Source organism: Mycobacterium sp. NGS51 (assembly GCF_059812525.1).
The window spans coordinates 1-25,700 of sequence record NZ_JCALCV010000018.1 but is presented as its reverse complement, the minus strand read 5'-3'; the positions used below and the strand labels follow the sequence as shown (position 1 = coordinate 25,700).

General features: G+C 65.0%; 24 protein-coding genes and 1 tRNA gene. 14 read left to right on the top strand and 11 right to left on the bottom strand.

The genetic code is table 11. The features are described from left to right. The first annotated feature begins 1 nt into the window (after window position 1). The 4 genes from AC5Y5W_RS19965 (at window position 2) to AC5Y5W_RS19950 (ending at window position 3,678) form a co-directional block, all read left to right on the top strand. Window positions 2–766 carry an SDR family NAD(P)-dependent oxidoreductase gene (locus tag AC5Y5W_RS19965; protein ID WP_500013030.1) on the top strand — a complete coding sequence of 255 codons (765 nt, stop codon included), beginning with the start codon at window positions 2–4 and terminating at the stop codon, window positions 764–766. Window positions 767–834: 68 nt separating this feature from the next. Beyond that, complete coding sequence (locus tag AC5Y5W_RS19960) at window positions 835–2,118, top strand: acyl-CoA dehydrogenase family protein (protein WP_500013028.1); 1,284 nt, start codon at window positions 835–837, stop codon at window positions 2,116–2,118. Then, window positions 2,096–2,707 carry a TetR/AcrR family transcriptional regulator gene (locus AC5Y5W_RS19955; RefSeq protein ID WP_500013026.1) on the top strand — a complete coding sequence of 204 codons (612 nt, stop codon included), beginning with the start codon at window positions 2,096–2,098 and terminating at the stop codon, window positions 2,705–2,707. The genes AC5Y5W_RS19960 and AC5Y5W_RS19955 overlap by 23 nt, the downstream gene beginning before the upstream one ends. Then, window positions 2,707–3,678: an NADPH:quinone oxidoreductase family protein gene (locus AC5Y5W_RS19950; RefSeq protein ID WP_500013024.1), complete on the top strand. Its 972-nt coding sequence runs from the start codon at window positions 2,707–2,709 to the stop codon at window positions 3,676–3,678. The genes AC5Y5W_RS19955 and AC5Y5W_RS19950 overlap by 1 nt, the downstream gene beginning before the upstream one ends. Before the next feature lie 73 nt (window positions 3,679–3,751). On the opposite strand, the gene AC5Y5W_RS19945 is transcribed toward AC5Y5W_RS19950, so the two are convergent. Next, complete coding sequence (locus AC5Y5W_RS19945) at window positions 3,752–5,602, bottom strand: alkyl/aryl-sulfatase (RefSeq protein WP_500013068.1); 1,851 nt, start codon at window positions 5,600–5,602, stop codon at window positions 3,752–3,754. 175 nt (window positions 5,603–5,777) lie between these two features. Here AC5Y5W_RS19945 and AC5Y5W_RS19940 point away from each other — a divergent pair, with 175 nt between their 5' ends. Then, window positions 5,778–6,263 (top strand): lipoprotein LpqH, encoded by a 486-nt coding sequence (locus tag AC5Y5W_RS19940; protein WP_500013066.1) that lies wholly within the window; start codon window positions 5,778–5,780, stop codon window positions 6,261–6,263. A gap of 20 nt (window positions 6,264–6,283) precedes the next feature. On the opposite strand, the gene AC5Y5W_RS19935 is transcribed toward AC5Y5W_RS19940, so the two are convergent. From AC5Y5W_RS19935 to AC5Y5W_RS19905, 7 genes are all read right to left on the bottom strand, one after another. Then, window positions 6,284–8,176 carry an ArnT family glycosyltransferase gene (locus AC5Y5W_RS19935; RefSeq protein ID WP_500013022.1) on the bottom strand — a complete coding sequence of 631 codons (1,893 nt, stop codon included), beginning with the start codon at window positions 8,174–8,176 and terminating at the stop codon, window positions 6,284–6,286. Next, entirely contained in the window at window positions 8,173–9,429 is a 1,257-nt protein-coding gene (locus AC5Y5W_RS19930) for a bifunctional glycosyltransferase family 2/GtrA family protein (RefSeq protein ID WP_500013020.1), read from the bottom strand. The genes AC5Y5W_RS19935 and AC5Y5W_RS19930 overlap by 4 nt, the downstream gene beginning before the upstream one ends. A 44-nt stretch (window positions 9,430–9,473) precedes the next feature. Continuing rightward, window positions 9,474–10,985 carry a sensor histidine kinase gene (locus tag AC5Y5W_RS19925; RefSeq protein WP_500013018.1) on the bottom strand — a complete coding sequence of 504 codons (1,512 nt, stop codon included), beginning with the start codon at window positions 10,983–10,985 and terminating at the stop codon, window positions 9,474–9,476. Continuing rightward, window positions 10,963–11,667, bottom strand: coding sequence for a response regulator transcription factor (locus AC5Y5W_RS19920; protein WP_500013064.1), 705 nt, complete (start codon window positions 11,665–11,667; stop codon window positions 10,963–10,965). Before AC5Y5W_RS19920 ends, AC5Y5W_RS19925 begins: the two co-directional genes overlap by 23 nt. A gap of 112 nt (window positions 11,668–11,779) precedes the next feature. Next, window positions 11,780–11,935 carry a DUF6131 family protein gene (locus AC5Y5W_RS19915; protein WP_500013016.1) on the bottom strand — a complete coding sequence of 52 codons (156 nt, stop codon included), beginning with the start codon at window positions 11,933–11,935 and terminating at the stop codon, window positions 11,780–11,782. Next, window positions 11,932–12,198 carry a hypothetical protein gene (locus tag AC5Y5W_RS19910; RefSeq protein ID WP_500013062.1) on the bottom strand — a complete coding sequence of 89 codons (267 nt, stop codon included), beginning with the start codon at window positions 12,196–12,198 and terminating at the stop codon, window positions 11,932–11,934. The genes AC5Y5W_RS19915 and AC5Y5W_RS19910 overlap by 4 nt, the downstream gene beginning before the upstream one ends. Window positions 12,199–12,349: 151 nt before the next feature. Then, the gene (locus AC5Y5W_RS19905; RefSeq protein ID WP_500013014.1) at window positions 12,350–12,736 is read right to left on the bottom strand and encodes a nuclear transport factor 2 family protein; all 387 of its coding nucleotides are present in this window, start codon (window positions 12,734–12,736) and stop codon (window positions 12,350–12,352) included. 63 nt (window positions 12,737–12,799) lie between these two features. On the opposite strand from AC5Y5W_RS19905, the gene AC5Y5W_RS19900 reads away from it, so the two are divergent. Continuing rightward, window positions 12,800–13,792, top strand: coding sequence for a phosphotransferase family protein (locus AC5Y5W_RS19900; RefSeq protein ID WP_500013060.1), 993 nt, complete (start codon window positions 12,800–12,802; stop codon window positions 13,790–13,792). After that, entirely contained in the window at window positions 13,785–14,960 is a 1,176-nt protein-coding gene (locus tag AC5Y5W_RS19895; RefSeq protein ID WP_500013013.1) for an acyl-CoA dehydrogenase family protein, read from the top strand. The genes AC5Y5W_RS19900 and AC5Y5W_RS19895 overlap by 8 nt, the downstream gene beginning before the upstream one ends. 14 nt (window positions 14,961–14,974) lie before the next feature. On the opposite strand, the gene AC5Y5W_RS19890 is transcribed toward AC5Y5W_RS19895, so the two are convergent. After that, window positions 14,975–15,337, bottom strand: coding sequence for an STAS domain-containing protein (locus tag AC5Y5W_RS19890; protein ID WP_500013011.1), 363 nt, complete (start codon window positions 15,335–15,337; stop codon window positions 14,975–14,977). A 175-nt stretch (window positions 15,338–15,512) separates the two neighbouring features. Between AC5Y5W_RS19890 and AC5Y5W_RS19885 the strand changes: the two genes are divergently transcribed. From AC5Y5W_RS19885 to AC5Y5W_RS19860, 6 genes are read left to right on the top strand one after another with little or no spacing between them, the layout of a single operon-like run. Further along, window positions 15,513–16,415: an STAS domain-containing protein gene (locus tag AC5Y5W_RS19885; protein ID WP_500013009.1), complete on the top strand. Its 903-nt coding sequence runs from the start codon at window positions 15,513–15,515 to the stop codon at window positions 16,413–16,415. 31 nt (window positions 16,416–16,446) lie between these two features. Beyond that, window positions 16,447–16,833, top strand: a complete 387-nt coding sequence (locus AC5Y5W_RS19880; RefSeq protein ID WP_065015748.1) for an STAS domain-containing protein — start codon at window positions 16,447–16,449, stop codon at window positions 16,831–16,833. Further along, window positions 16,823–17,233: an anti-sigma regulatory factor gene (locus tag AC5Y5W_RS19875; RefSeq protein ID WP_500013007.1), complete on the top strand. Its 411-nt coding sequence runs from the start codon at window positions 16,823–16,825 to the stop codon at window positions 17,231–17,233. Before AC5Y5W_RS19880 ends, AC5Y5W_RS19875 begins: the two co-directional genes overlap by 11 nt. Then, entirely contained in the window at window positions 17,226–17,852 is a 627-nt protein-coding gene (locus AC5Y5W_RS19870) for a SpoIIE family protein phosphatase (protein ID WP_500013005.1), read from the top strand. Before AC5Y5W_RS19875 ends, AC5Y5W_RS19870 begins: the two co-directional genes overlap by 8 nt. Then, complete coding sequence (locus AC5Y5W_RS19865) at window positions 17,849–20,089, top strand: SpoIIE family protein phosphatase (protein WP_500013003.1); 2,241 nt, start codon at window positions 17,849–17,851, stop codon at window positions 20,087–20,089. Before AC5Y5W_RS19870 ends, AC5Y5W_RS19865 begins: the two co-directional genes overlap by 4 nt. A gap of 3 nt (window positions 20,090–20,092) precedes the next feature. Then, a complete protein-coding gene (locus AC5Y5W_RS19860; protein ID WP_500013001.1) occupies window positions 20,093–21,346 on the top strand; it encodes an amidohydrolase in 1,254 nt (417 codons plus the stop codon). A gap of 78 nt (window positions 21,347–21,424) precedes the next feature. On the opposite strand, the gene AC5Y5W_RS19855 is transcribed toward AC5Y5W_RS19860, so the two are convergent. After that, window positions 21,425–21,820 carry a nuclear transport factor 2 family protein gene (locus AC5Y5W_RS19855; RefSeq protein ID WP_500012999.1) on the bottom strand — a complete coding sequence of 132 codons (396 nt, stop codon included), beginning with the start codon at window positions 21,818–21,820 and terminating at the stop codon, window positions 21,425–21,427. A 671-nt stretch (window positions 21,821–22,491) separates the two neighbouring features. On the opposite strand from AC5Y5W_RS19855, the gene AC5Y5W_RS19850 reads away from it, so the two are divergent. Further along, the gene (locus tag AC5Y5W_RS19850) at window positions 22,492–25,290 is read left to right on the top strand and encodes an ATP-binding protein (protein ID WP_500012997.1); all 2,799 of its coding nucleotides are present in this window, start codon (window positions 22,492–22,494) and stop codon (window positions 25,288–25,290) included. A 151-nt stretch (window positions 25,291–25,441) separates the two neighbouring features. Here the strand turns inward: AC5Y5W_RS19850 and AC5Y5W_RS19845 are convergent. Then, window positions 25,442–25,523: transfer RNA gene (locus tag AC5Y5W_RS19845), tRNA-Ser, on the bottom strand. Window positions 25,524–25,700: the final 177 nt, after the last annotated feature.

Here is a 25,700-nt window from a genome sequence, read left to right as displayed (position 1 = left end):
CATGGGTTACGCCGACCAGCTTTTCGACCTGTCCGGCCAGGTGGTCTTGATCACCGGTGGCAGTCGGGGCCTGGGGCGTGAGATGGCCTTCGCCGTCGCCCGCTGCGGCGCCGACGTGGTGATCGCCAGCCGCAACATCGACAACTGCGTGGCCACCGCCGCGGCGATCGAAGACGAAACCGGCCGCACGGCAATGCCATACCAGGTGCATGTCGGGCGGTGGGATCAGCTCGACGGACTCGTCGATGCGGTCTACCACCGGTTCGGCAAGGTGGACACTCTGATCAACAACGCGGGCATGTCGCCGACGTACGACAAGCTCACCGACGTCACCGAGAAGCTGTTCGACGCGGTGGTCAACCTCAACCTCAAGGGCCCGTTCCGGTTGTCGGCGTTGGTGGGCGAGCGCATGGTCGCCGCCGGTCGGGGTTCGATCATCAACGTCAGCACCGCCGGCTCACTGCGCCCGACCCCCGACATCGTCCCGTACGCCGCGGCCAAGGCCGGTCTCAACGCGATGACCGAGGCGCTGGCCAAGGCGTTCGGGCCAGCGGTGCGGGTCAACACACTGATGGCCGGCCCGTTTTTGACCGATGTCAGCAAGGCGTGGAATCTGGAGCAGGCGACGCAGAACCCATTTTCACACCTGTCGTTGCAGCGCGCCGGCGACCCAGCCGAAATCGTCGGTGCCGCATTATTTCTGGCCTCTGACGCGTCCAGCTTTACCACTGGCTCGATTCTGCGGGCCGACGGCGGCATCCCCTGAGCGGCGATCGCAAGCGCGGCGGCGCCGGGCGCAGCGGGTCGCCGCCAACGAATCGAGGAGGTTTCGACATGGCATGGGATTTCTCCACGGAGCCGGAGTTCGAGAAGAAACTCGACTGGATCCGCGAATTCGTCCGCGAGGAAGTCGAACCGCTTGAGGTGCTCTTTCCGGGCTGCGAGTTCCTGCCGCTGACCGACGAGCGTCGCCGCATCGTCGACCCGCTCAAACAGCAGGTGCGCGACCAGGGGCTGTGGGCGCCGCACCTGGGGCCCGAACTCGGCGGGCAGGGCTTCGGCGCGGTCAAGCTGACGCTGATCAACGAGATCCTGGGCCGAAGCCCGTGGGCGCCGATCGTCTTCGGAACCCAGGCGCCCGACACCGGCAACGCCGAGATCATCGCCCGGTTCGGCACGCAGGACCAAAAGGATCGCTACCTTGCCGGCTTGCTGTCGGGCGAAATCTTCTCCTGCTTCTCGATGACCGAGCCGCAGGGTGGCGCCGACCCGAGGGTGTTCACCACTCGCGCCGTTCGCGACGGCGACAATTGGGTGATCACCGGACGAAAGTACTTCTCCTCCAATGCCTCTGTCGCGTCGTTCTTCATCGTGGTCGCAATCACCAACTCCGACGTGGCGGTGCATCACGGGGCTTCGACGTTCCTGATCCCGGCCGACACTCCCGGCCTCAAGGTCGAGGCGAACCACCACCTGGTCGGCGCCGACCCGCACGAGCCCGGCCATTCGCTGGTGCACTACGACGACGTGCGGGTGCCGGCCTCCGCGCTGCTCGGTGAGCCCGGCCAGGGCTTCCTGATCTTGCAGACCCGGCTGGCCGGCGGCCGACTACATCACGCGATGCGCTCGATCGGCATGGCGCAGCGGGCCGTCGAGATGATGGCCCGGCGGGCGAAAAGCCGCTTCACTCAGGGGACTTTGCTGGCCGACAAGCAGTTGGTGCAGGAGTTCGTCGCCGACTCCTACACCGAGCTAACGCCATTCCGGCTGACCGTGCTGCATGCCGCATGGCTGATCGACAGCGGTGACGAGCACGGTGCTCGTGCCGAAATTGCCACGTGCAAGATCCTGGCGTCTCAGGTGCTGAAATCGATTGCGCTGCGGGCTATTCAGGTACACGGTGCGCTCGGCCTGACCGATCAACTGCCGCTGGTCAACGTCCTGCTCGGCGGTATCGCACTCGGTCTGGCCGACGGACCGACCGAAGCCCACAAGGTCAACCTGGCCCGGATGCTGCTCAAGGGCGTCGAGGCCGAGAGCGCGGAGTGGCCCAGCGAGATGCTGGACGTTCGTCGCGAGGCCCTGCGCGCCAAATATGGTGCTCTCGTTGACCAGTAGGGTGATCGCGGCCGTCGAGCGTGCACTCGATGATCGACAGCGTGAGGCCACCGAGGAGGTGGAACGGATCTTGGCGGCCGCAGTGCGCGTGATGGAACGGGCCGCGCCCGAGCCGCCGCGGGTCAGCGACATCGTGGCCGAAGCCGGGTCGTCAAACAAGGCGTTCTACCGATACTTCGCCGGCAAGGACGACCTCATCCTGGCGGTCATGGAGCGCGGCGTGGCGATCGTCGTTTCCTACCTTGCGCATCAAATGGCCAAGGCGCCGTCTCCCGACGGCAAGGTCGCACGCTGGATCGAGGGTGCACTAGCCCAGGTCACCGATCCGCACCTGATCAGCATGAGCCGGGCGGCCGCCGGGCAGCTGTCTGCCGGCGGCAATGTCACCGAGGAGATCATGCGGCCGATGCGTGATCTGCTGACCGAACCGGTTGCAGCGTTGGGCAGCATAGACGTTCAGCGCGACGCCGACGCAGTGTTCTACTGCACCGCGACGACCATGCGCCGCTATCTGGATTCGGCCCAGCGGCCCGGCGCCGACGACGTCGCGCATTTGGTGCGGTTTTGTCTACGCGGGCTGGGCGTCTGATGCGGGCGGTCGTCTGTCGTCGATACGGCCAGCCGGAAGATCTGGTCCTCGAGGAGGTTGCCGACCCAACGCCGGGGCCGGGCGAGTTGGTGGTGCGGGTGCGGGCCGCAGCGGTCAACTTTCCCGATGTGCTGCTGATCGACGGCAAGTACCAGGTTCAGATTCCGGTGCCGTTCACACCCGGTAGTGAGCTGGCCGGCGACGTGCTCGCCGTCGGCGAGGGTGTCAGCCTGGCACCCGGCGACCGGGCGGCCGGTACGACATTCGTAGGTGCCTTCGCCGAGCAGGCGCTGCTTCGAGCCGAGTCGGTGTCGCCGATACCCGACGGTGCCGACTATGCCGCCGCCGCGGCATTCGGCGTCACTTATCGCACCGCCTATCACGCGCTACGCTCGGTTGCCGCAGTGGCGGAGGGGGATTGGGTTGTCGTGCTCGGCGCCGCCGGCGGTGTCGGCTCGGCCGCCCTCGACGTGGCGGTCGCCATGAACGCAAGGGTACTGGCCGCGGCGTCGACGCCGGAAAAGCTCGAATTGTGCTGGCAGCGCGGGGCCGAGGCGACAGTCGACTACGAGCGCGAGGATCTGAAGACCCGGATCCGCGAAGTCACCGAGGGCGGCGCCCGGGTCGTCATCGACCCGGTTGGCGGGGCGTACGCCGAGCCGGCGCTGCGAGGTCTGGCCCGCGGCGGGGTTTTCGTCACGCTCGGCTATGCCGCCGGAGCGATTCCGGCCATCCCGCTCAACCTCGTTCTGCTCAAAGGGATCACGATCCGCGGCATGGAGATCCGCACGTTTATCGCCGATCACCCCGAGGAGGCGGTGCGCGACATGCGGGAACTGGAGCAGATGTTCGCCGACGGGCGCGCCCGGCCTTACATCGGGGCACGTTTTGCGCTGGCCGACACGGCCGCGGCGTTACGGCACGTCGCTGAGCGCAAGGCGATCGGCAAGGTGGTCATCGACGTCGACTAACCGGCATCGAGATTGCATTCAGGGTCGTGGAATTCGGATTGGCACAGCCCTGGACGCAATCTGAACGACGAGGCTAGGGCGTGACGATGTCGAATGCCGGGTTGGGTTGGTCAAGGGCAGCCAGAAATGCCTGCAGCGCCTGCTGATCTCCGGAGACCTCCAGGCCGGGCGAGGTGAAATCGCCTGCGACGACCGCCAGTAACCGCGCTTTGGTTTCCAGCTGCACCGTCACATCGGCCGTCGCGGCGTCGGCGGAAGCCTTGCGGTGCACCAACACACCGTTGCGCAGTGTCAGCCGATAGTTGGTGTCCAAGTCGGCAAAGGAGACATCCAAAGCGACACCGAGTTCCCACGCCCGGGGACCGTTTACGCTGATCGCCAGCACGTCGAAGATCTGTTCCGGGGAAAGCTGGGCAAGCACGGCGGGCGAGCTGACCTGGCCGGCCGTGCCGAAATTGCCGTCTCGCAACTCCGTGGCACCGCACAGGAAGAAGTTCCGCCAGGTCGCGTTCTCGGCGCCGTAGGCCAGCTGCTCGAGAGTGTCGGCATAGAGCGCGCGGGCGGCGGCATGCGTGCTGTCGGCGAACACCGCATGGTCGAGCAACGTTGCCGCCCAGCGGAGGTCGTTGGCATCGAAGGCCTGCTGGGCCAGCGATACCACTCGGTCGATCCCGCCCATTGCGTCGACGTAGCGGGTGGCCAGCGCCTCGGGAGGATGCGGCCACAGCCGACCGGGGTTGCCGTCGAACCAGCCCATGTAGCGCTGGTAAATCGCCTTGACGTTGTGGCTGACCGACCCGTAGTAGCCGTGGGTGTGCCACGCATTCTCCAGCGCCGGGGGCAATTCCAGTATCTCCGCGATTTCGGTACCGGTGTGGCCCTGATTGAGTAGCCGCAACGTCTGGTCGTGCAGATACGCGTACACGTCCCGTTGCAGTGACAAAAACTCCAGAATTCGATCGCGTCCCCAGGTCGGCCAATGGTGAGACGCGAATACGACATCGGTACGGTCGGCGAAGGTGTCGATCGCCTCGGTGAGATATCCGGCCCAGGCGCGCGGATCGCGTACCAACGCGCCGCGCAGCGTCAGTAAGTTGTGCAGATTGTGAGTAGCGTTCTCGGCCATACACAAGGCCTTGAATGATGGAAAGTAGAAGTGCATCTCGGCGGGGGCTTCGCTGCCTGGGGCCATTTGGAACTCGATCTGCACCCCGTCGATGACATGCGACTCACCGGTCGACTGGATGTCGATCGTCGGGAGAATCAGAGCAACCTCGCCAGTGGACGGCGCTTGCCCGAGACCACAACCCACGTGGCCCTGCGGCCCTGGGGCCAACGGCGTGCCATACATGTAAGTGGCTCGCCGCAGCATCGCCGTTCCGGCGTAGACGTTTTCCTGCACGGCGTGCTCGGTGAACCCAGCCGGAGCCAGCACGGTCACCTTTCCGTCGTCCACCTCCGCCTGCGAGGTGACGCCTAACACGCCGCCGAAGTGATCGACGTGGCTGTGGGTGTAGATCACCGCGACCACTGGGCGGTCACCACGATGGTTGCGGTACAACGTCAATGCCGCGGCCGCGACTTCGGTGCACACCAACGGGTCGATGACGATGACGCCGGTGTCGCCCTCGACAAAGCTGATATTGGAAATGTCGAGGCCGCGAACCTGGTAGATGCCCGGGACCACCTCGTAGAGGCCTTGTTTGGCGGTCAGCGCGGCCTGCCGCCACAGGCTGGGGTGCACCGATGCCGGGGCGTCGCCGGTGAGAAACGAGTAAGCATCGTTGTCCCACACAACGCGGCCGTCAGCGGCCGTGACGACGCAAGGCGTCAACGCCGCAATAAATCCCCGGTCGGCATCGACGAAATCCCTTGTGTCGTCAAAAGGTAGTGCTGGGGTCGGAGGCTTCTGTTTCATGGATATGACGCTGCCACTAATCCGCCGCGCTCGCAGGATTACTTCGTATTCAGCGAGTTCGCAGCCAGTTCTCGGAAAATTCGATTTCTGCCAATTTCACTATGCCAGCCGATTCACCCCGCATACTTCCAGGACGATCCGTACCTGTCGACGGGTCTTTCACGATGACAAAGGAGTACAGGTGAACCGGTCAGTGACAATCGCTGCAGCAGCGTCGGCGATCGTAATCGTAGGTCTCTCAGGCTGTTCAAGTAACAAGTCGACGACGGGCGGTACCGAATCCTCGTCGCAGGGATCCAGCGCGTCGGCGCAGAGCTCGGCCGGCGCGTCGACCACGAAAGTCACCATTGACGGCAAGGACCAGAACGTTCAAGGCACGACGGTGTGCAGCACCGCCGGCGGCAACGTCAACATTGCCATCGGTGGGCAAGCGACCGGCATCGCCACGGTTCTCACTGATGCCAACCCACCCGAGGTGAAGTCGGTGGCTCTGGGCAATGTCAACGGCGTAACCCTCGGCTACACGCCCGGCGCGGGGCAGGGCAACGCGACGGCCAGCAAGGACGGCAACACCTACAAGATCAGCGGGACGGCGACCGGGATCGACATGGCCAACCCGATGCAGCCGGTGAACAAGGCGTTTGAGATCGATGTGACCTGTTCCTGACCTAACCAAGCAGACCGAAATTATTTTCCGGCAAGGTCGTAGACTGTGCTGTCGCCGACCTTCCGCGGGGTGTAATGCGTTTTCACCCAGGCCGTGATTTGTGCTGCGGCGCTGGAGGCGTCGCGGTGGCGATGCGGGCGGCCGACGCCAGGGGGGTTGTCATCCTCGATGAAGTAGCGGACTTGGTGGGCGCCAACATAGTGCTGGAACTGGGTGAGCGTCGGCGAGTTGTCCCCACCGCTGAAGCCGCCGATCGCCATCACCGACGTGCCGGTGCGTAGTTCCAGGCGACCGGCGGTGTGCGAACCGACCGTTGCGGCGGCCCAGCGGTTGCCAGTCGCGATCAGCATCGCGTTCAGTGCGGCGTTGTCGGGGTGTGGTTGGCGGCCATCGCCGCGTCCGGGCGGTCCGAAGTCTCGGTCAGGCCGCGGAGGCCCGGACGTCGGGACTCCGCCGCCGTGGTTGGCGAGGTCGGTTTCGAGGGTGTAGGCGGCGGTGCCCGCCAGCCCGAACATCAGTCCTGCTGCCGCCAGCGCCGCGGTGTAGCGCCCGAGGTGGTGTCCGGCGAAAATCAGCACCGATGCCACCACCACCGAACCGGCCAGCACCACGCAGCGCAGCCAGGGCACCCACTCCGGAGTGCGGTCGAGCAAGACGAAACTCCATCCGCCCGTGACCGCGGCCATCGCAGCCAACGTGGCCCGTGCGGTGGCAGACCACCTGCGCTGCCATAGTTCTCGCAGAGCGATGCTCACCACCGCGGCGACCGCCGGGGCCAGCGCCACCGTGTAGTAGGGGTGCATGATGCCGCGCATGACGCTGAACACGCCGCCGGTGACCAGCAGCCACCCGCCCCACAGCAGCAGACCGGCACGGGTCCGGTCGGTTCGTGGCGCGGTCCGGAGCAACCACAGGGCGGCGGCCAACCCGATGAGTGCCGCGGGCAGCAGCCAGGAAATCTCGGTGCCCAAAGACTGCCCGAACATTCGGGTAGCTCCTGCGGCACCGCCGAACATCGGCGACCCTCCAGGGCCGCCACCGCCGGGCCCGCCGCCGTGGCCGCCCACCGGGTTGCCGTCGCCGCCGAGCACCCGGCCCACGCCGTTGTAACCAAGGGCCAGCTGCAGCAGGCTGTTGTCGGTGGAACCGCCGATGTAGGGCCGAGAACCCTTGGGCCATAGGCTAACCAGGGCGAGGAACCAGCCGCTCGCGGCGATCATGCTGACTACACCGATCAGCACGGTGCGTAGCCTGTACCAGCCGCTGCCCGATGCTGCCACCAAGATCACTAACGCCAACGCCGGGGCCACCAGCAACGCCTGCAGCAGCTTCGTCAAGAACGCGAAACCGAGCGCGACACCGCCCAGTGCGACCCACCGATTCGGTGATCCCTCAAGGGCGCGTACGACGCAGTACCCGGCGGCAACCAGCAGCAGGACCAGCAGCGCGTCGGGGTTGTTGAACCGAAACATCAAGGCCGCCACCGGTGTCAGGGCCAGCGCCGCACCGGCGAGCAGACCGGCACCCGCACCGCTGGTCCGGCGCACCGTGCCGTACAGCAGGGCTACCGAGACGACCCCCATCAGCGCCTCAGGTGCCAGCATCGACCAGCTGTTGAAGCCGAACAACCGGCCGGACAGTCCCATCACCCACATCGCTGCGGGAGGCTTGTCGACGGTGATGGCATTGCCGGGATCCAGTGAGCCGAACAGCAGCGCCTTCCAGCTTTGCGTGCCGGCCTGCACGGCGGCGGCGTAGAACTCGTTGGCATAGCCGGCGGCGCCCAGGCCCCACAGATACAGACCGGTCGTCGTGGCCAACAGCGCCCACAACGCATGGCGTTCCCACCGCGGTCGGCGTGAAGCAGATGGCTGCGAAATCATGCTCGGTGCAACGTCGTCCACGACTGTCATGGCAGACTCTCCATGTTTGTGCGCCGGGGGTGGAAGACCCAGCCGCGCAGCAGCACAAAACGCAGCACAGTCGCCGCCAGATTGGCCAGTATCACGACGGACAACTCCAGCACGCGTGGCGGATCGGTGACACCATGCAGCACGGCCAGTGACGTACTGGTGAGTGCCAATCCGACGCCGAACACTACTAGCCCCTGGGCTTGATGCCTGGCTACACCGGCGCGACCCCGCACGCCGAACGTGAACCGGCGGTTCGCCGCGGTGTTGCCTACCGCCGTTACCAGCAGCGCGATCAGGTTCGCGGGCTGTGGGCCCAGATGGTGCAGCACTATGAACAATGCCAGGTAGGCCAGTGTGCTGCAGAGCCCGATGGTGGCGAAGTGCACGCTTTGACCCAACAGCGATCGCGGTGCACCGGCTCGACATCCGAATTCCGCGCCGATCACCTGAACCGGGATCTGCCCGCCCGCAAAGCCTTTGAGCAGCCGGGCGATACCCTTGAGGTCGGCCAGCGCGGTGGAGATGATGTCGACACGGCTGTCGGGATCGTCGACCCAATCCACCGGTACCTCATGGATGCGCAGTCCGCTTCGCTCGGCGAGCACCAGCAATTCGGTATCGAAGAACCAACCGGTATCTGCCACATGCGGCAGCAGTTGCTGCGCGACGTCTGATCGGATCGCCTTGAATCCGCACTGGGCATCGCTGAACCGCGCCGCCAGCGTGGACCGCAAAATCAGGTTGTAGCAGCGCGAGATTATTTCACGCTTCATGCCGCGCACCACCCGCGAACCGCGGCCGAGCCGGGTCCCGATGGCCAGGTCGGAATGCCCGGAAATCAGTGGTGCTACCAACGGCGCCAGCGCAGCCAAGTCGGTCGACAAATCGACATCCATGTATGCCAGCACCCCGGCATCGGATTGCGACCACACCGCATGTAGGGCGCGACCGCGGCCCTGCTGTTCCAGCCGGACCGCTCGCACTTCGGTGATCTGGTCAGCCAGCGCTTCGGCGATGACCGGGGTGGCGTCCGCACTGGCGTTGTCGGCGATGGTGATTCGGAACGTGAACGGCAACTCCTCGGACAGGTAGCGGTGCAGACGGTGGACCGAATCAGCGAGCGCGGCTTGCTCGTTGTACACCGGAACCACGACGTCGAGCACCGGGGCGCCGCGTTGGGCGGCGATCAGCGCGGCGTTGGCGCGCACGGTGAAGCCGGTACCGGCCATGTCGAATGTCGCTGCGACCGTCATACGACGATCTTGTTGGCCGGATGTGGGGCTCCAATTGGCGCTTGCTATGGGTCAGCTGTGAAAGGAAGGCGCACAGTGAATTCCGTGTGGCCGGGCGCGCTTTGCACGGCGATCGTACCGTGGTGCGCCCGGATCACCGCCGACACGATCGCCAGGCCCAGGCCGGTGCTGCCGCCCTTGCGGGAACGCGAGGTGTCGCCGCGCGCGAACCGCTCGAACACCTCGGACTGCAGCTGCTCCGGAATGCCCGGGCCGTTGTCGATGACCTTGAGCACAGCGTGTGTGGAGTCGGCGGCCAATTGGGTTGTCACCACGGTGCCCGGTCCGGTATGCACGCGCGCGTTGGTGAGCAGGTTGCCCAGGACCTGCTGCAGCCGTGCGGCGTCGCCGCCCACGATCACCGGCTCGGCGGGCAGGTCGAGCTTCCACTGATGATCCGGGCTGGCGACGTGCGCATCGCTGACCGCATCGACCGCCAGCCTGGACAGATCCACCGGTTCGCGTTCCAGCGGCCGACCGGAGTCCAGCCGGGCCAACAGCAGCAGGTCTTCCACTAAGCAGGTCATCCGCTCAGTTTCGGATTCCACCCGGCTCAAGGCATGCGCCACCACATCGCTGTCACCCTCGCTTGGTCGCATGCGTTGCGCCAGTTCGGCATAGCCGCGGATCGCCGCCAGCGGGGTACGCAGCTCATGGCTTGCGTCTGCGACGAACTGGCGCACTCGAGTTTCGCTGGCCTGCCGTGTCGAGAGCGCGGTGGCAATATGGTCGAGCATCCGGTTGACCGCCAACCCGAGCCGTCCGACTTCGGTGTGCGGGTTGGCGTCTGGTTCGGGCACCCGCACCGGCAGCGCCACCTCACCGCGGCCCAGCGGCAGGTTGACCACTTGCCCGGCGGTTTGTGCGACTCGGGTCAGCGGCGCCAGGGCGCGCCGGATGATCATCACGCCGGCGGTGGTCGCGGCGGCGACCGCAACGACGGTGACGACCCCGAAGATCAACAGCACCTGAATCAGGGTGTTGTCGACGGTGGTCAGGGGCAAGCCGGTAATGATGACATTGCCACCGCGCCGGGCGTGGGCGGCGACAACCCGGTAGCGCCCCAGACCGTCGAGATCACGCGTCACCGGCCGGCGGTCGGTGGCGACATCGCGCAGCTGGGCCTTGGCGGCGTCCGTCAAATTTCCCCGCTCGCCCTGACCGGTGAGATAGCCGGCGTCGACCGTGGCACCGTCATCGAGAACCGCCGCCACGATGCCGACGGGCTGACCCGGCGCGTCGAGGAACAGCGGGCCCGGGCCCGGGCGGTGGATCGGGCGGTGGTAGTGGCGCCAGGGCAGCGGCGGCGGCGGTGGCGCGCCGTAGATGTCCGCCGAGCGGTGCGCGACCTTGCGCAGTTCTTGGTCGACCTGGCCGACCAGATACTGGTGCAACGCGAGCTCGGTCACCGCGCCGATCCCGACGCACGCGATAGCCAGCACGATGACCTGGCCGACCAACAACCGAACCTGGAGTGACCAGGTTCGCCGAGCGCTAGCCGGCCGGCTTGAGGACATAGCCCGCGCCACGCAGCGTGTGGATCATGGGCTCGCGCCCGTTGTCGACCTTCTTGCGCAGGTAGGAGATGTAGAGTTCGACGATGTTGGACCGGCCGCCGAAGTCGTAGCTCCATACCCGGTCCAGAATCTGCGCCTTGCTCAATACCCGCTTGGCATTGCGCATCATGAACCGCAGCAACTCGAACTCGGTGGACGTCAACGAGATCGGTTGGCCCGCTCGCGTCACCTCGTGGCTGTCTTCGTCGAGAACCAGGTCGCCGACCACGAGCCGGGCACCGCTGTCGACCGTCGTCACCCCGGTGCGGCGCAACAGCGCGCGCAGTCTCAGCACCACCTCTTCCAGGCTGAAGGGTTTGGTGACGTAATCGTCGCCGCCGGCAGTCAGCCCGGCGATGCGGTCCTCCACCGCGTCCTTGGCGGTAAGCAGCAGCACCGGAAGTTGCGGATTGTGTTCGCGCAGTTTGCGTAAAACGTCGAGCCCGCTCATGTCCGGCAGCATGATGTCGAGGACGACGACGTCTGGACGCTGTGCGCGGGCCGCCGCCAGCGCCGACGCCCCGTCACCGGCAGTGGCGATGTTCCACCCTTCATAACGCAGGGCCATCGACACCATTTCGGCCAGCACGGCCTCGTCGTCAACCACCAGCACACTGATCGGGTTGCCGTCGGCGCGGCGCATCACGACACGCTCGGCCGGCGCCGGGGGTTGGTCCACAACACCTAAGTATGCGCGCGGGCATGAGCCATTACTGTGGCAAGCCTATGCGCGAGCTGTGAGCCCGGCGGCGGGGTTAATACCAGTATCGGCGGCCACCGACCGGCCGGCCGACGCTGCCCAGGATCCAGAAAATCGCGCCGACTACCAGCAAGATGATGCCGATCGTCGTCAAAATCGAGATGCCAAACACAATCCCGAGAATGAGCAGGATAACTCCAAGAGCGATCATGACTTCTCCAATCCAACAAGGTGTGCAATGTCAATTGCGGGCATGGAACTGGGCTGCGGCAGATGACAATCAGCGACTTTCGGATTGACACCGGCGTAATTCAACGGCCCCGCGATCACCGTTACTGCAACGGTGCCCAGGGAGGCACAACTCGTTGCCTCGCCCTTGAAGTAGCCTCGCTGCCACACCGCCACAACCCCGATCAGCAACCAAATCAGCACAAGCGCGCTGATAGCTCCGCTATACCGCATGGCGACCTCCATTGTGTCCACACAATGCACTGTTGGACCCGTGTTTACCCTGCCGGCTAGTTTTCAAACCTGGCCGCAGCCGGCCGGGGCGGGCGATGGTCGGTTGAGCAGCAAGTTACGAGGTCCGTATCTCTAACCGCCCCTTTTAATCCGGGCACGATCGTCAGCGGTAACCCAGCAGCTCGGCCATCCTCGGGATGACCACCTGCAGCGCCTTGAATGGCCGAATCATGACCTTGACCGAAACGATCTTCTCGTCACCATTCCAGTGCACCATGTCGATGCCGTTGAGGTAGACCCCGTCGATATTCGCCGCGAATTCCAAGATCGCCGAGTTGTCGTTGTGCCACTGCTCCACATAGTGAAAGTCGCTGTTTGCGAACAATTTTCCTGCCGCGGTCAAATACTCGACGACTTTAGCGCGGCCTTCCTGTGGACTAAAAACGGCCGGCGAGTAAAAGACTGCATCATCGGCCAGCAATTCGCCGATTTCGCCGAACCGGCCCGCCTCGACGATTTCGACCCAACGCTGCATCACGGGTGGCGTCATAGCGCGATCCTTGCAGACGGTAGCTTCAGCAACGTGGAGAACCTGGAAGCGGTCGCGGACTGGATGTCGCAGCAGGGGCTAGGTGAAGGCGCGCTGGAGGACGTTTCCGAGCTCAGCGGCGGAACGCAGAACATCATGCTGCGGTTCACCCGGTCGGGACGGTCTTATGTACTGCGCCGCGGGCCCCAACACCTGCGCCCGCGCAGCAATACCGTGATTCTGCGGGAAACCCGGGTATTGGCCGCGCTGGCCGGTTCCGATGTACCCCACCCGGGACTGATCGCCACCTGCGATGACACCAGCGTGCTCGGCGACGCCGTCTTCTATCTGATGGAGCCCATCGACGGATTCAATGCCGGCGAAGAGCTGCCGGCGCTGCATGCCAGCGATCCCGACGTGCGGTTCGGGATGGGCCTGTCGATGGCTGATGCGTTGGCCAGGCTAGGTGCCGTCGACCATGTCGCTGTCGGTCTGGCCGATTTTGGTAAGCCGGAGGGGTTCTTGGAACGCCAAGTGCCGCGGTGGCTTTCGGAACTGGATTCCTACAGCCAGTTCGAGAACTACCCCGGACCCGACATTCCCGGCGTCGACGACGTCGCGAAATGGCTCGACGAACACCGGCCGTCGCAGTGGAAACCGGGCATCCTGCACGGTGACTACCACGCCGCCAACGTGATGTTTTCCCGGACCGGCCCGGACGTGGTCGCAATCGTCGATTGGGAGATGTGCACGATCGGCGACCCGCTGCTGGATCTGGGCTGGCTGCTGGCCACCTGGCGACAAACCGACGGATCCAGCGTGTTCGCGCACACGCTCACCGAGGTGGGCGGATTGGCCAGCGCCGAAGACCTGATCGAGCGCTACGCCCGCAACACCACCCGCGACCTGTCGCAGATCACCTGGTACACCGTGCTGGCCTGCTTCAAGCTCGGCATCGTGATCGAGGGCACCCTGGCGCGCGCTTGTGCCGGCATGGCACCGCGGGAGGTCGGCGACCAACTCCACGCGGCGACGGTGAAGCTGTTCGAGCAGGCTCTGGAGCTGATAGGTGATTGACTTCGAAATTCCGGCTGACCTGGCCGCGCTGAGCGCTGAGATCCGGTCCTTTGTGGCCGAGCAGATTGTTCCGTACGAGTCCGATCCCCGCCTCACCCGACACGGTCCCAACGACGAACTGCGCGCCGAGTTGGTCGAGCTGGCCCGCGCGGCCGGCCTACTGACCTTCCAGGCGCCCAAGCGTTTCGGCGGACGGGCGCCGTCACACCGCGAGCAGGCGGTGCTGTTCGAAGCGGCCGGTTGGTCGACGCTGGGCCCGGTGGCGCTCAACTGCGCCGCCCCCGACGAGGGCAACATGTACCTGCTCGGCAAGGTCGCCAGCCAGCAGCAGGCAGAGCAGTTCCTGGTACCGGTCATCGACGGCCGGCAGCGGTCGGTGTTCGCGATGACCGAACCCGACGGCGCCGGCTCAGACCCCGACCAATTGGCCACCACCGCGGAGTTCGACGGCGACGACTATGTCATCAACGGACTCAAGTGGCTGATCACCGGGGCCCAGGGCGCGCGCACCTGGATCATCATGGCGCGGGTCGCGCCGAACCCGCACGTTCCTGACGGACCAACCCTGTTCTTGTGCGACGGGCAAACGCCCGGTATTGAGCTCGAACGGGTGATGTCGACAATGGACCGCAACTACGTCGAGGGCCACGGCGTGGTGCGCTTCGCCGACCTGCGGTTGCCGGCTTCGGCGGTGCTCGGGGAGGTGGGCCAGGCATTGCGCTATGCGCAACTGCGACTGGCCCCGGCCCGGTTGACGCATTGCATGCGATGGCTGGGCGCCGCGGCGCGCGCACAGTCGATCGCAGTGCAGCACGCCCGCACCCGCACCGCATTCGGCAAGCCGCTCGGCGAGCACCAAGGGGTGAGTTTCATGATCGCCGACAACGAGATCGCCTTGCAGCAATGCCGGCTGGCAATCTGGTGGGCCTGCTGGACGTTGGACAGCGGCAGCAAGGGCCGACACGAAAGCTCGATGGTGAAGGCCTACGTATCCGAGGAATTGTTCAAGGTCGCCGACCGCTGCGTGCAGATCCTGGGCGGCATCGGCATCTCAAATGAGACGCCGGTCGGCATGATCTTCTCCGACATGCGGGCCTTCCGGCTCTATGACGGCCCGACCGAGGTGCACAAGTACGCGATCGCCCGCCGGGTGCTGCGCACACCGTAACCGGAGCCTGCCGTCTAGTCCGCGGTCAGTTTTACCGCCGTCAACGCGTCATCCAGCGTCGGGTACATCGAGAAGACCTTGTCCAGACCGGTCAACTGAATCGGCCTATTCGTCGCGGCGTTGTTCGACACCACCGCCACCTGAGCCGATTTGCTGACCTTCTCCTGAGTGGCCACCAGAATCCGAAGCCCCGCCGACGCCATGAATTGCACGGCGGACAGTTCGATGACGAGTACCGTCGGATCCTCGGCAAGTGCCCCGGCGATCGCCGCCTCGAATGCGGCCGCGGTGCTTAAATCGATTTCACCGCCAATGCTGACCACCGTGACACCGTTGCGGTGCCCAATAGAGGTGGTAATCGGAACTGGAGCAGACAACGGCCATCCTTATTGTGTGGCGTGGTATCGCTCGTGGCGGGGACGGTGCCGACCCATGACCCGCCGTCGCAACCTGCTTGAAATAGTACTTCACCGGCTGCCCCGCGGAGACTAAGTTACTGTTGCCCACAACATGTGCGGGCTGCCGCCGGTATCGCCGAGAGCGGGAGGTTCGATGTCGGATCCGTCGCTAGGTTTTGCAGGGGCCAATGCCGTCACGCAGACGGTGGGGGTCTCCAGCGAGGGTTTGCTGCCGCAGCTGGTTGAGCATCTGCGGCAGAACCGCACCGGCTTACGCGAAAAGTGGGCGCAACGCATCACCGAGGCCGAGTTGCTCACGGCAATGACCCCGGAGGAGATCTTCTCCGAAGCCACCGCCGTCTACGACAACTACGTCGAAGTGCTCGAGACCGGGAGCGTCGAGGCGCTGCAGGCCTACGCGCGGGATCTGTCCGAGCGGATCATTCCGCGTGGGGTGGAAACGCATGAGGTCGTCGGCATCGTGCTGCTGCTGCGCGACGTCCTCGCCCGCTCGTTGTTCGAGAAGTATCAGACGGACTTCGACCTGCTCAACCGGGTGCTCGATGCCTATGAGCCGGCCGCCAACCGGATCGCCAATACCGTCGCGGTGAGCTTCGTCCAGGAGCGCGAGCGCATCATCCGACAACAGCAGGAGGCTATTCGCGAGCTGTCCACGCCGGTACTGCAAGTGCGTGAACAGCTGCTGATTCTGCCGATCATCGGCATCCTCGACAGCCAGCGTGCCCGCCAGGTCACCGAGCAGCTGCTGCGCGCGATTCGGGCCAACCGGGCCAAGGTCGTGGTCATCGACGTCACCGGTGTCCCCACCATCGACTCCACGGTGGCCAACCACTTGGTGCAGACAGTCGACGCGTCCGGGCTGATGGGCGCCAGCGTGATTATCACCGGGCTGTCTTCGGAGATCGCGCTGACCCTGGTGACCATCGGATTAGACCTTTCGAAGATGAACGCGGTCGGTGACCTCCAGGGCGGCATCGAAGAAGCCGAACGCCTGCTGGGCTACGAAGTCACTCGCACTGGCGAGCAGAGCGGGTGAGCACAACAATTAGGAGCAAGTGAGAGCGCCGATGCCGGTACCGATCCTGAAACAGGGCGCGATCCTCATCGCTTCAGTGCAGGCCGCCCTGACCGACTCGGACACCGAACGGCTCCGCGAAGACCTGATGGAACGCGTGAGCCGGTTCCGCGCACAGGGCATTATCGTCGACGTCACCGCCATTGACGTGATGGATTCGTTCGCCGCACGGTCGCTGCGCACCATCGCGCACATGACCCGGCTGCGCGGCGCGGACACCGTGATTGTGGGCCTGCAGCCCGAGGTGGCATTCGCCATGGTCCAGCTTGGGCTGGTGTTCGACGACATGTACACCGCGCTGGACCTGGAAGAAGGCCTCGCACTGCTGAATCGGCAACTGGGCCTGCGCAAACCGATCGGACCCGACGGTGCTGGATGACGTGCTAGTCGGCATCGATAATCCGGACGACATCGTCTCTGCGCGGCAGGCGGGCCACCATCTGGCTCACGAGCTGGGTTTCTCCCTGACCGACGTGACCATGATCGCCACCGCGATCTCCGAAATCGCACGCAACATCACCAGCTACGCCGGTCGCGGTGCGGTTCGGGTCATGGTGGCCGACCGGGAGGGGCGAAAGGCGTTGGTGGTGCGCGCCGAAGACGACGGCCCGGGCATCGCCAACATCGAAAGGGCGCTCGAGGACGGGTATTCGACGGGTCGTGGTCTCGGCATGGGCCTGCCCGGCGCGCGCCGCCTGATGGACCGGCTGATCGTGGAGTCCACGCCCGGCGAAGGCACGACCATCGAGATGTGGAAGTGGATTCCGCCCAATGGTTGAGCGCGGCTGGCTCGGACCGTTCGAATGGGCGGCAAAAGCTCGACCTCGACCGGGCGAGCAGGTTTGCGGCGATCGTCCGATCGCAGTCCAGGTCAACGGAACTGGGGCGTTGATGGGCGTACTGGACGGGCTTGGCCACGGCGCCGAAGCGGCAAGAGCGGCGCTGTGCGGGGTCGAGATCCTCCGCGATGCGTGCGCCGAGCCGCTCGATGTCCTGGTCCGGCGCTGCCACCACGCAATGGCCGATACCAGGGGCGCCGCAATGACATTGGCGCAGATCGACTTTCCGTCCAACACGCTCCGCTGGATCGGCATTGGCAACGTCAGCGCCAACCTCGTCGCGAAAAAGCCGGGCGGTGTCGAGGTGCGGTCGTCGGCGCGGCTGATCGGCGGCATCGTCGGGTACCGACTCCCCGAAATCCTCAAGCCCCAGGACGCCGCGATCCGTCCCGGTGACTTGCTCGTCATCGCCAGCGACGGCATTACCGATGACCATCTCGACGACATCGATTTCGCCGCACCTGCTTTGGCGATCGCCGAACAGATCCTCAGTCGATACAGCAAGGACAACGACGATGCGCTGGTGCTCACCGCGCGACACCGAGGCGCATCGGGATGACAAACGCCTACGACTTCCACGTCGCGTATGCCGCCGCGCTGCGGTCTTACCTGGCGGTGCGCACCGAGGCGAGCCTTGCGGTCGCTGAGGAGCTCGGACGTCGTGCCTTGCAGGAAAGCATCAGCATGCTCGAGATCATCGAGAACCACTTCCGGCTGGTCAACGACGAACTCGCGAGCGAATCCGCTGTCGACAGATCGGCGGCTCTGGAATTCTTGTTGCAGACCTTCGCGCCGCTGGATGTCGCGACACGCGGATTCCTGGACGGCACAAGGCGTTACGAGGAGCAGCGAGCCCGGGCCGAAGACCTTGCCGATCGCGACGAGTTCCGCAATGCACTGGTCAATTCGCTGCAGGAGGGTTTTTTCGTCGCCGACGACAATGGCGCCGTCATCGAGATCAACGAGGCATTCGCCAGAATCACCGGTTACCCCTCCTATGACACGCCGTATGAGTGGCCGCATCCGTGGTTGGTCGACAAAAGGGCGGCGCGGGTGCAACAGTCCCGGCTCGGCGCCGAGAGCCAAGTTCAATACGAGACGCCGATCCGCCATCGCGACGGCCGACTGGCATGGGTCGCGGTAAACATCAGCAGGGTCGCGGGACAAGGCGTCGATGGGGTGGTGTACGTCGGAACGATTCGCGACATCACCGCGGAGCGTGCGTTTGCCGCGCGGGAAAGCGCGGTGCTGCGCCTGGCCACCGCCGTGGGCGTGGCGAAAAGTGTGAGCGAAGTACTCGCGATCACCCTCGACGAGTGCCGAACCGCAATCGACGTCACGCAAGTGGTGGCTGTCACGTGGCCCACCAACGGGGCAGACCCGGCCGTCCAGGTGGCAGGAGAGGCCGCCGCCTCGTCGTGGCACGAACTGGATCCCTTGCTGCAGGAGACGTTTCAGCAGGCCCGCCATCAGTTGCCGCTCACCGTGCAGCCGGTCGAGTGGGCCGACACTCCTGGCAAATCACGCGGGATAGTCGCGGTGCTCTCGGGAAGTGGTGACGTGGCAATGTGGTTGGAGCTCCGCGAACCCCGCCGGGTCAGTGCAGAGGATCGGCTGCTGGTGACGGTCCTGGTCGGGCACCTCAGTCTGGCAGTCCAACATGTTCGTCAGTTCGAGAGCGCGCGCGAGACGTCGCTGACACTTCAGCGAGTCATGTTGCCAACTATGGACCCTCCGACAGGCTTCGCGGTGCGCTACGAACCTGCTGTCCTGCCGTTGGAGATCGGCGGCGACTGGTATGAGGTGTTGCCGCTTGAGGAAGAGCGAATCGGCATCATTGTGGGCGACTGTGTGGGCCGCGGCTTGTCTGCGGCCGCGGTGATGGGGCAGCTTCGCAGCTCTGCACGTGCTCTGTTGCTGACCAACACCGAACCGGCCACTGTGCTCGAACAACTCGATTCAGCCGCCGAGTTTATCCCGGACGCCTTCTGCACCACGGTGTTTGTCGGCATCCTTGATACCGAGTCGGGCGAGTTGCGTTATAGCAGCGCCGGGCATCTGCCGGCCTTGCTGGTGGCACCACAGTCCGAGCCAAGGCTGCTGTCGGATGCTCAATCGCTACCGATTGCCGTTCACAGCAACAACTCTCGTCGCCAAGCAACCACTGTGTTGGAGTCCGGATCGACGTTAATGCTGTACACCGACGGTTTGGTGGAGCGACGGGACGCATCGATCGATGACGGCATCGCTCGCGTCGCAGACGTGGTGGTAGACGGGATGAATCTGACAGTCGATGCCGTCGCCGATGCGGCACTGGCCGCGATGGCACCGGCCGGTGGGTACGACGACGATGTTGCGATCGTGGTCTATCGACACCCGTATGCCGCGTTGGTCATCGAAAGCGATGCGGTTGCAGACGAATTAGCCGATATCCGGCATCGGCTCATGACCTGGATGCGGGACTCCGCCGTCTCGGAGGATTTGGTTGCCGACGTCGTCTTGGCGGTGAACGAAGCGTGCGCGAATAGCATCGAGCACGGCTACCGCGGACAGCAGGCGGGCAAGGTGCGGGTAGACGCCGGATGTGACGGCGCGGAGTTGCAGATCCGGATCACCGACTCGGGCTCGTGGAAACCCGCAGCCTCCGACCCGGGTAATCGCGGACGGGGGCTGCTGCTGATCCGCTCGGTGAGCGACTGGCTCGAGTTGGACTGCACGCCATCGGGAACGGCGGTCGAGATGACCTTCCGATTGCCGGCCGAGCAGCGCGTCCATGCAGCCCCGGAGGAGTGCTGACTGGTGCCCTACGAGTTCGTCGACACGCTCGTCGGTAACGAGACGGCGCGCCTGGTCGAGATGTTCAAAGACATTCACCGCCACCCCGAATTGGGGTTCGCGGAAACGCGCACCGCCGGGATCGTCGCGCAAACATTGGCCGCGCTGGGTTTCGACGTGACCACCGGCATCGGCGGAACCGGTGTCGCGGCGGTATTGCGCAACGGATCCGGCCCGACCGTGATGTATCGCGCCGACATGGATGCTCTTCCCGTGGAGGAAGCCACCGGACTGGACTACGCCAGCACGGTGCGGGTCCGGCGCGACGGCAGCGAGTCGTCGGTCGCGCACGTGTGCGGCCATGACGCGCACGTCACGTGGATGCTCGGGATGGCCCGAGTCTTGACGGTGACGAGCGATGCGTGGTCGGGCACCGCGGTGTTGATCGGCCAGCCCGCCGAGGAACTGATCGGCGGCGCACAGGCCATGGTCGATGACGGCCTCTACGGCGTGGTGCCCAAGCCGGATTACCTCCTCGGCATGCACACAGCTCCCGTCCCAGTCGGCATGCTCTCCGCCTCGGGCGGTCCCAGGATGGCCGGCACCGACCAGGTCGACATCATGTTCAAAGGCGTCGGCGGTCACGGCTCGATGCCGCAGCTGGCCAAGGATCCGGTGCTGATGGCCGCCTTGGCCGTGGTGGAGTTCCAGACCATCGTCAGCCGGATGATCCCTCCGCAGGAGACCGCGGTGCTGACAGTCGGTGCCGTGCAGGCGGGCTCGTCGCATAACGTCATCCCCGATCACGCGCTGCTGCAGGCCAATCTGCGGTGGTTCAATCCGGCGGTGCGTGAGCAGCTGATCGCGGGTGTGAAGGCGGTCAGCGAAGGTATCGCCCGCACCTACGGGATGCCCGAAGACCAGCTGCCGGTGATCACGGTGAAAGGCGGATCGCCGCCGCTGGTCAACGACGATGGGCTTGCGCAGCGGGTGGCGACGACGCTGGGCAACGCGATCGGATCTGAGCAGGTGGCCACAGACGTACCGCCGGTGACCGCCTCAGAGGACTGCCACCTGCTCAAGGGTCCGTACGCCGACGTGCCGCTGTGTTACCTGTTCCTCGGTGTCGCCGATCCGCAGGTATGCGCCGAGGCGTGGGCGGCTGGCAAGTTGTTCCCGTATTCGCCGCACAGCCCCGACTACGTCGTCGACCTGGCCGCGATTCCGTTCGGCGCGAAAATCGCGAGTCACATGATGCTGGAGCTGCTGGGTAACTGAGGGCGCCCGTTCAGAGTCGGCACACCAGCGGTGACTGTTTTGAATCCATCCGTCGTGCGGGCAGTCCTGGTGGCCGCCTTATCGGGTCGCGACTTGCTTGCTGCCGTATATCCGCTCCATCAGCGCGGTATCAGTGTGCACTTCTACGCGCACCGTCTTGCCGTTGCGGACGGTGAATACGTCGGCGTCCTGGCTTCGTTCATCACCAACAGTCACATCAGTGAGGGCCACAACGATGTCGCCGTCGACGAGGAAGCGCCGCGGCGTCGCGGTGATCGGCTTCTCCGCCAACCGCGCCAGCAATTGGCCTACCTCGCCCTTGCCGTGGTAGGTAGCGCTGACTGCGCTGTTGCCGGGTTGAACCCACTCGATGTTGTCATCGAACAGGCTCATCGCCGTTTCGATGTCGCCGGCGGCGAAGGCTTGGTAGCCATTCTGGATGACTCCGATATTCTGCTCGGTCTGCTCTGACATCCCGTAACTCCTTCCGTGCGTGTTCGAACGTCATGATCGGTGGACCGGCCTAGCCCCATAGCTTCTGGCGAATCGGCATGCTGCTGCCGTCACAGGTGCTCCATCGCACGAGACATCCGCCCCGCCTCGAAATAGGTTGCTTCCCGCCGCGGATATGTCGGCCGCGACTCGGGCAGCCGGAGGTGGATATGGCCGACCGTCGCTGCCAGCATTGCGGCTAGCCGGCGGTGGCGAGGAGTTGCGGCCGCTGAAATCGCCGCCGCGCTGCTAAGCAAAACTCCTTGTTCGGTAATCACAACCCGTGTGGTGGTGGATTCCGTGGAGTCGTTCGCAGATGCAGCCGATCCGGTGTCGGCCCTGGTGCCACCGGCGTTCTGAATAACGTGGGCGGCGTTGGACAATAAGCTGGTCATGGCAGGCCTTCCCTTCGTTAGCTGCCACCGCCTCGTCGTACTTCTCGGTCAGTTCGAGCTGGCCGACAAACGCGCAACTGCTGCTGTCAGCTCGACCGCATAAGTCTTCTGACGGGTTCCGATCCATTGCGTCGTCGAAACAAATCCGAAACAACCGAGGCGTTTACTTTGGTTGCGTAGAAGCAACCATCTGTCATCGCGGGCCAGCAAGCATCGTGGTCGCCACCACAATGTTTTGTCGGCGGAACCGGAGACACCATGGCGCTGCTGGAGCGAGAGCGCGAACTGGAACTGGTGCGCGGACACCTGGTCGAGGCATGCGGGGGCCACGGATGTGTGGTCGTCGTGGAAGGCGTTGCGGGAATTGGCAAAACAGCGCTGGTGACTGCGGTGCGCGGCCTGGGCCGGGACAATGGATTTACGAGCCTGAGCGCGTTGAGCGGTGAGCTCGAGCAAGAGTTGCCGTTCTCTGTGGTTCGGCAGCTTTTCGAACGGGCTGTGGTGTCCTTGACGCTGACGGGTGCAGCGCGTCTGGCAGCGCCGGTTTTCGGTCAGGCGCCCGCCGCGAACGCGACGACCGTCGGTGCCGTCGTGCACGGCTTGTACTGGGTGTGTGCCGATCTCGCTGTCGAACGCCCGCTGCTGCTCACGATTGACGACGTGCATTGGGTCGACCCGGCATCCTTACGCTTCATCTCCTACCTGGCAAGGCGCGTCACCGATCTTCCGGTCATGCTCGTCCTCGCGGGCCGACCCTCGACGCCCGGCGGCGGATTAGACCTCGCGTTGACCGGGCTGACACCGCAGCGACTTGCCTTGCAACCCTTAAGTGAGACGGCCGTCGGCTTGCTGGTGCGAGAAACCCTGGCCGGCAACGCGGACGACGCGTTTTGCCGAGCGTGTGCCACAGCCAGCGGCGGCAACCCATTCTTGCTAACTGAGGGTCTGCGAACGATGCGGGCCGCCGGCGTACGCCCAGTTGCCGCCCAAACCGCGTGCGTAGCCGATCTGCGACCGCACACGGTGGCACGCGCGGTGTTGACACGGCTAGCGCACCTCGGGCCGGAACCGACACGGCTGGCTCGCGCCCTCGCGGTCCTCGGACCCGTCGGCGACCTGCACGTCGCCGCCACGCTAGCGGATCTGACGCCCGGACAAGCAGCGGCGGCCAGCGAGGCACTCGCCGGGGAGGACATCGTTACGCGCAGCCGACCGATCTCGTTACGACACCCGTTGGTGCGTGCGGTGATCTATGCCGACAGCACCGACCTGCGCCGCAGCATCGAACACAAACGCGCGGCCGTCCTGCTCGCAAGCGCCGGCGTATCACCTGCAGACCTTGTGCCGCATTTACTGGCGACCGCGCCGGAGAGCGATCCACGAATCGTCGAACAGCTGCGTGCTGCAGCCGCGAGTGCGCTCGGTCGCGGCGCGCCCAAGATCGCGGCGGACTGTCTACGGCGGGCGTTGGCCGAACCACCGGATGTAGGTGACCGGCTCGCCGTCATGATCGAATGCGCGCAAGCACTGGAAATGGGCAACAAATCCGCTGAGGCCGCCGACATGCTGAGCGCGGCGACCGACCTGGTGGACGACCCGGATCTGCGAGTAGACCTGCTCCTGCAGCAGGCCTTGATGCTCTTTCGGGCAGGCCGCGCCACGGAGCTGACCGCGTGCTACAACGAAGCCCGCCGCATTCTCGGCGCGCGGGAAACCGAATTTCTCCGGCGTCCGGAACGTCTCAGCTTGCTTGTCGCCGGGTTGGCCGCCATGGAATCACCCATCGCGTGGATTGACAGGCTCGAGCGTATCCCGCAGACCGATGATGTAGCCGACAGCATGGGTGGGCTGGTCGACGCGTCGCTCGCCTTCTGCTTCGCCGCATCGGGGGCCAGATCTGCAGACGAAACCTTCGCTGTCGCACACCGAGCCGCGAAGAGTGAGCTGTCAGCCCGCCCTGACAACTGGATACTTGTCAATTTTGCGAGCGCCGCGATGTCGATCACCGACCACCACGCCGATGCGCTGCAACTTCTCGACCGTGCCATCACAATCGCCCAGCAGAACGGGGACATTGGCGGATACAGGTACTTTTCTACCCTGCGTTCGCATTCAGCGTTCTATGCCGGCCGGATGCAGGATGCCGAGGAGGCGGGACGAGCCGCGCTCGACTTGCACGATCTCTCCACAATGCCCGAAATACAGTTGGCCTCAGCCGTTCTCATCGATGCACTGGTCGTGCGTGGCGAGTTGGCCGAAGCACAGGCCATCCTGTCCGAGCGCGGGATGGAGCGACCCACCCCGATGGAGATGGTCATCGAGCACTTTGTCGTCATGGCCCGCGCGCGACTGCGCTGGCGGCAGAACCGGCTCCAGGAGGCCCTGACCGATTATCGGAACTGTGGAACGACCCTGTCGGAACACGGGTTCACCAACCCGGGGTTCGCGCATTGGCGGGGCGATGCCACGCAGGTCCTTTTCGCACTGGGCGAGGTGTCCGAGGCGCGCGAACTCGCGGCCGAGAATCTCGAACTCTCGCGGCGGTTTCAGGCTCCCGGTGCCATTGGCATCGCGCTGCGGATCGAGGGACTCGTCGGCGATCACGACAAACTCGACACTCTTGGCGAATCGGTGGCGATCTTGCGGATGGCCGGCTCTGAGCTGGAACTGGCCCGCTCGCTAACCGCCCACGGCGCGGCGCTGCGCCGCGCCGGGCACCGATCTGCCTCGCTTCCGGTGCTTCGCGAAGGACTCGATCTGGCCACCCGAAGCGGCGCCCGCCCACTGGCCGAAGAGGCCCGCGCGGAGCTGATTGCCGCCGGAGCACGACCACGACGCACCGCGCTCACTGGCCCAGCCGCCCTCACTGCAAGTGAATTGCGGATTGCCCAGCTCGCCGCTGCCAATGAGACCAATCGCGAGATCGCGCAAAGACTGTTCCTGAGCTTGCGTACCGTCGAGGTCCACCTCACCCATACTTATCGCAAACTCGGCGTCCAATCGCGCGCCCAGCTAGCACCGGCGCTTGCCGGCGTCGGCATGGTAGCTCAGGACTAAGTCCGCTGCGGTCATTGCATTGCCCGCTACATTCGATGCGGCATAGGCGATATCTTTTGCTCAGTGCTGCTAAAGACGCCGAAGAATTCGCGATAGGGCATCAGCCGAAGACAAAATGCCAAGCATCACTCGAGGTAACACAGACCTGCAGCGCGCCCGAAGAGATTCGAACTCCCAACCTTCTGATCCGTAGTCAGAACCGCCTGCTTTCAGGCTGTTTCAGGATATCCCGCCGCGTCTCGACAAAGCCGTCTCACCTGCGCGAACCGTCTCGTGGTGTCCCGTCATGATGCGGGGCGTGTCACGCGAGTTGTCGGCAATGGGCAGGTGGGGTCGGTGGCCATGGCAAACCGCGGGATCGTGTCGGTTGTCGCGTTGGCCGGCCTGTCGCGGCAATGGTCGCTCCACCG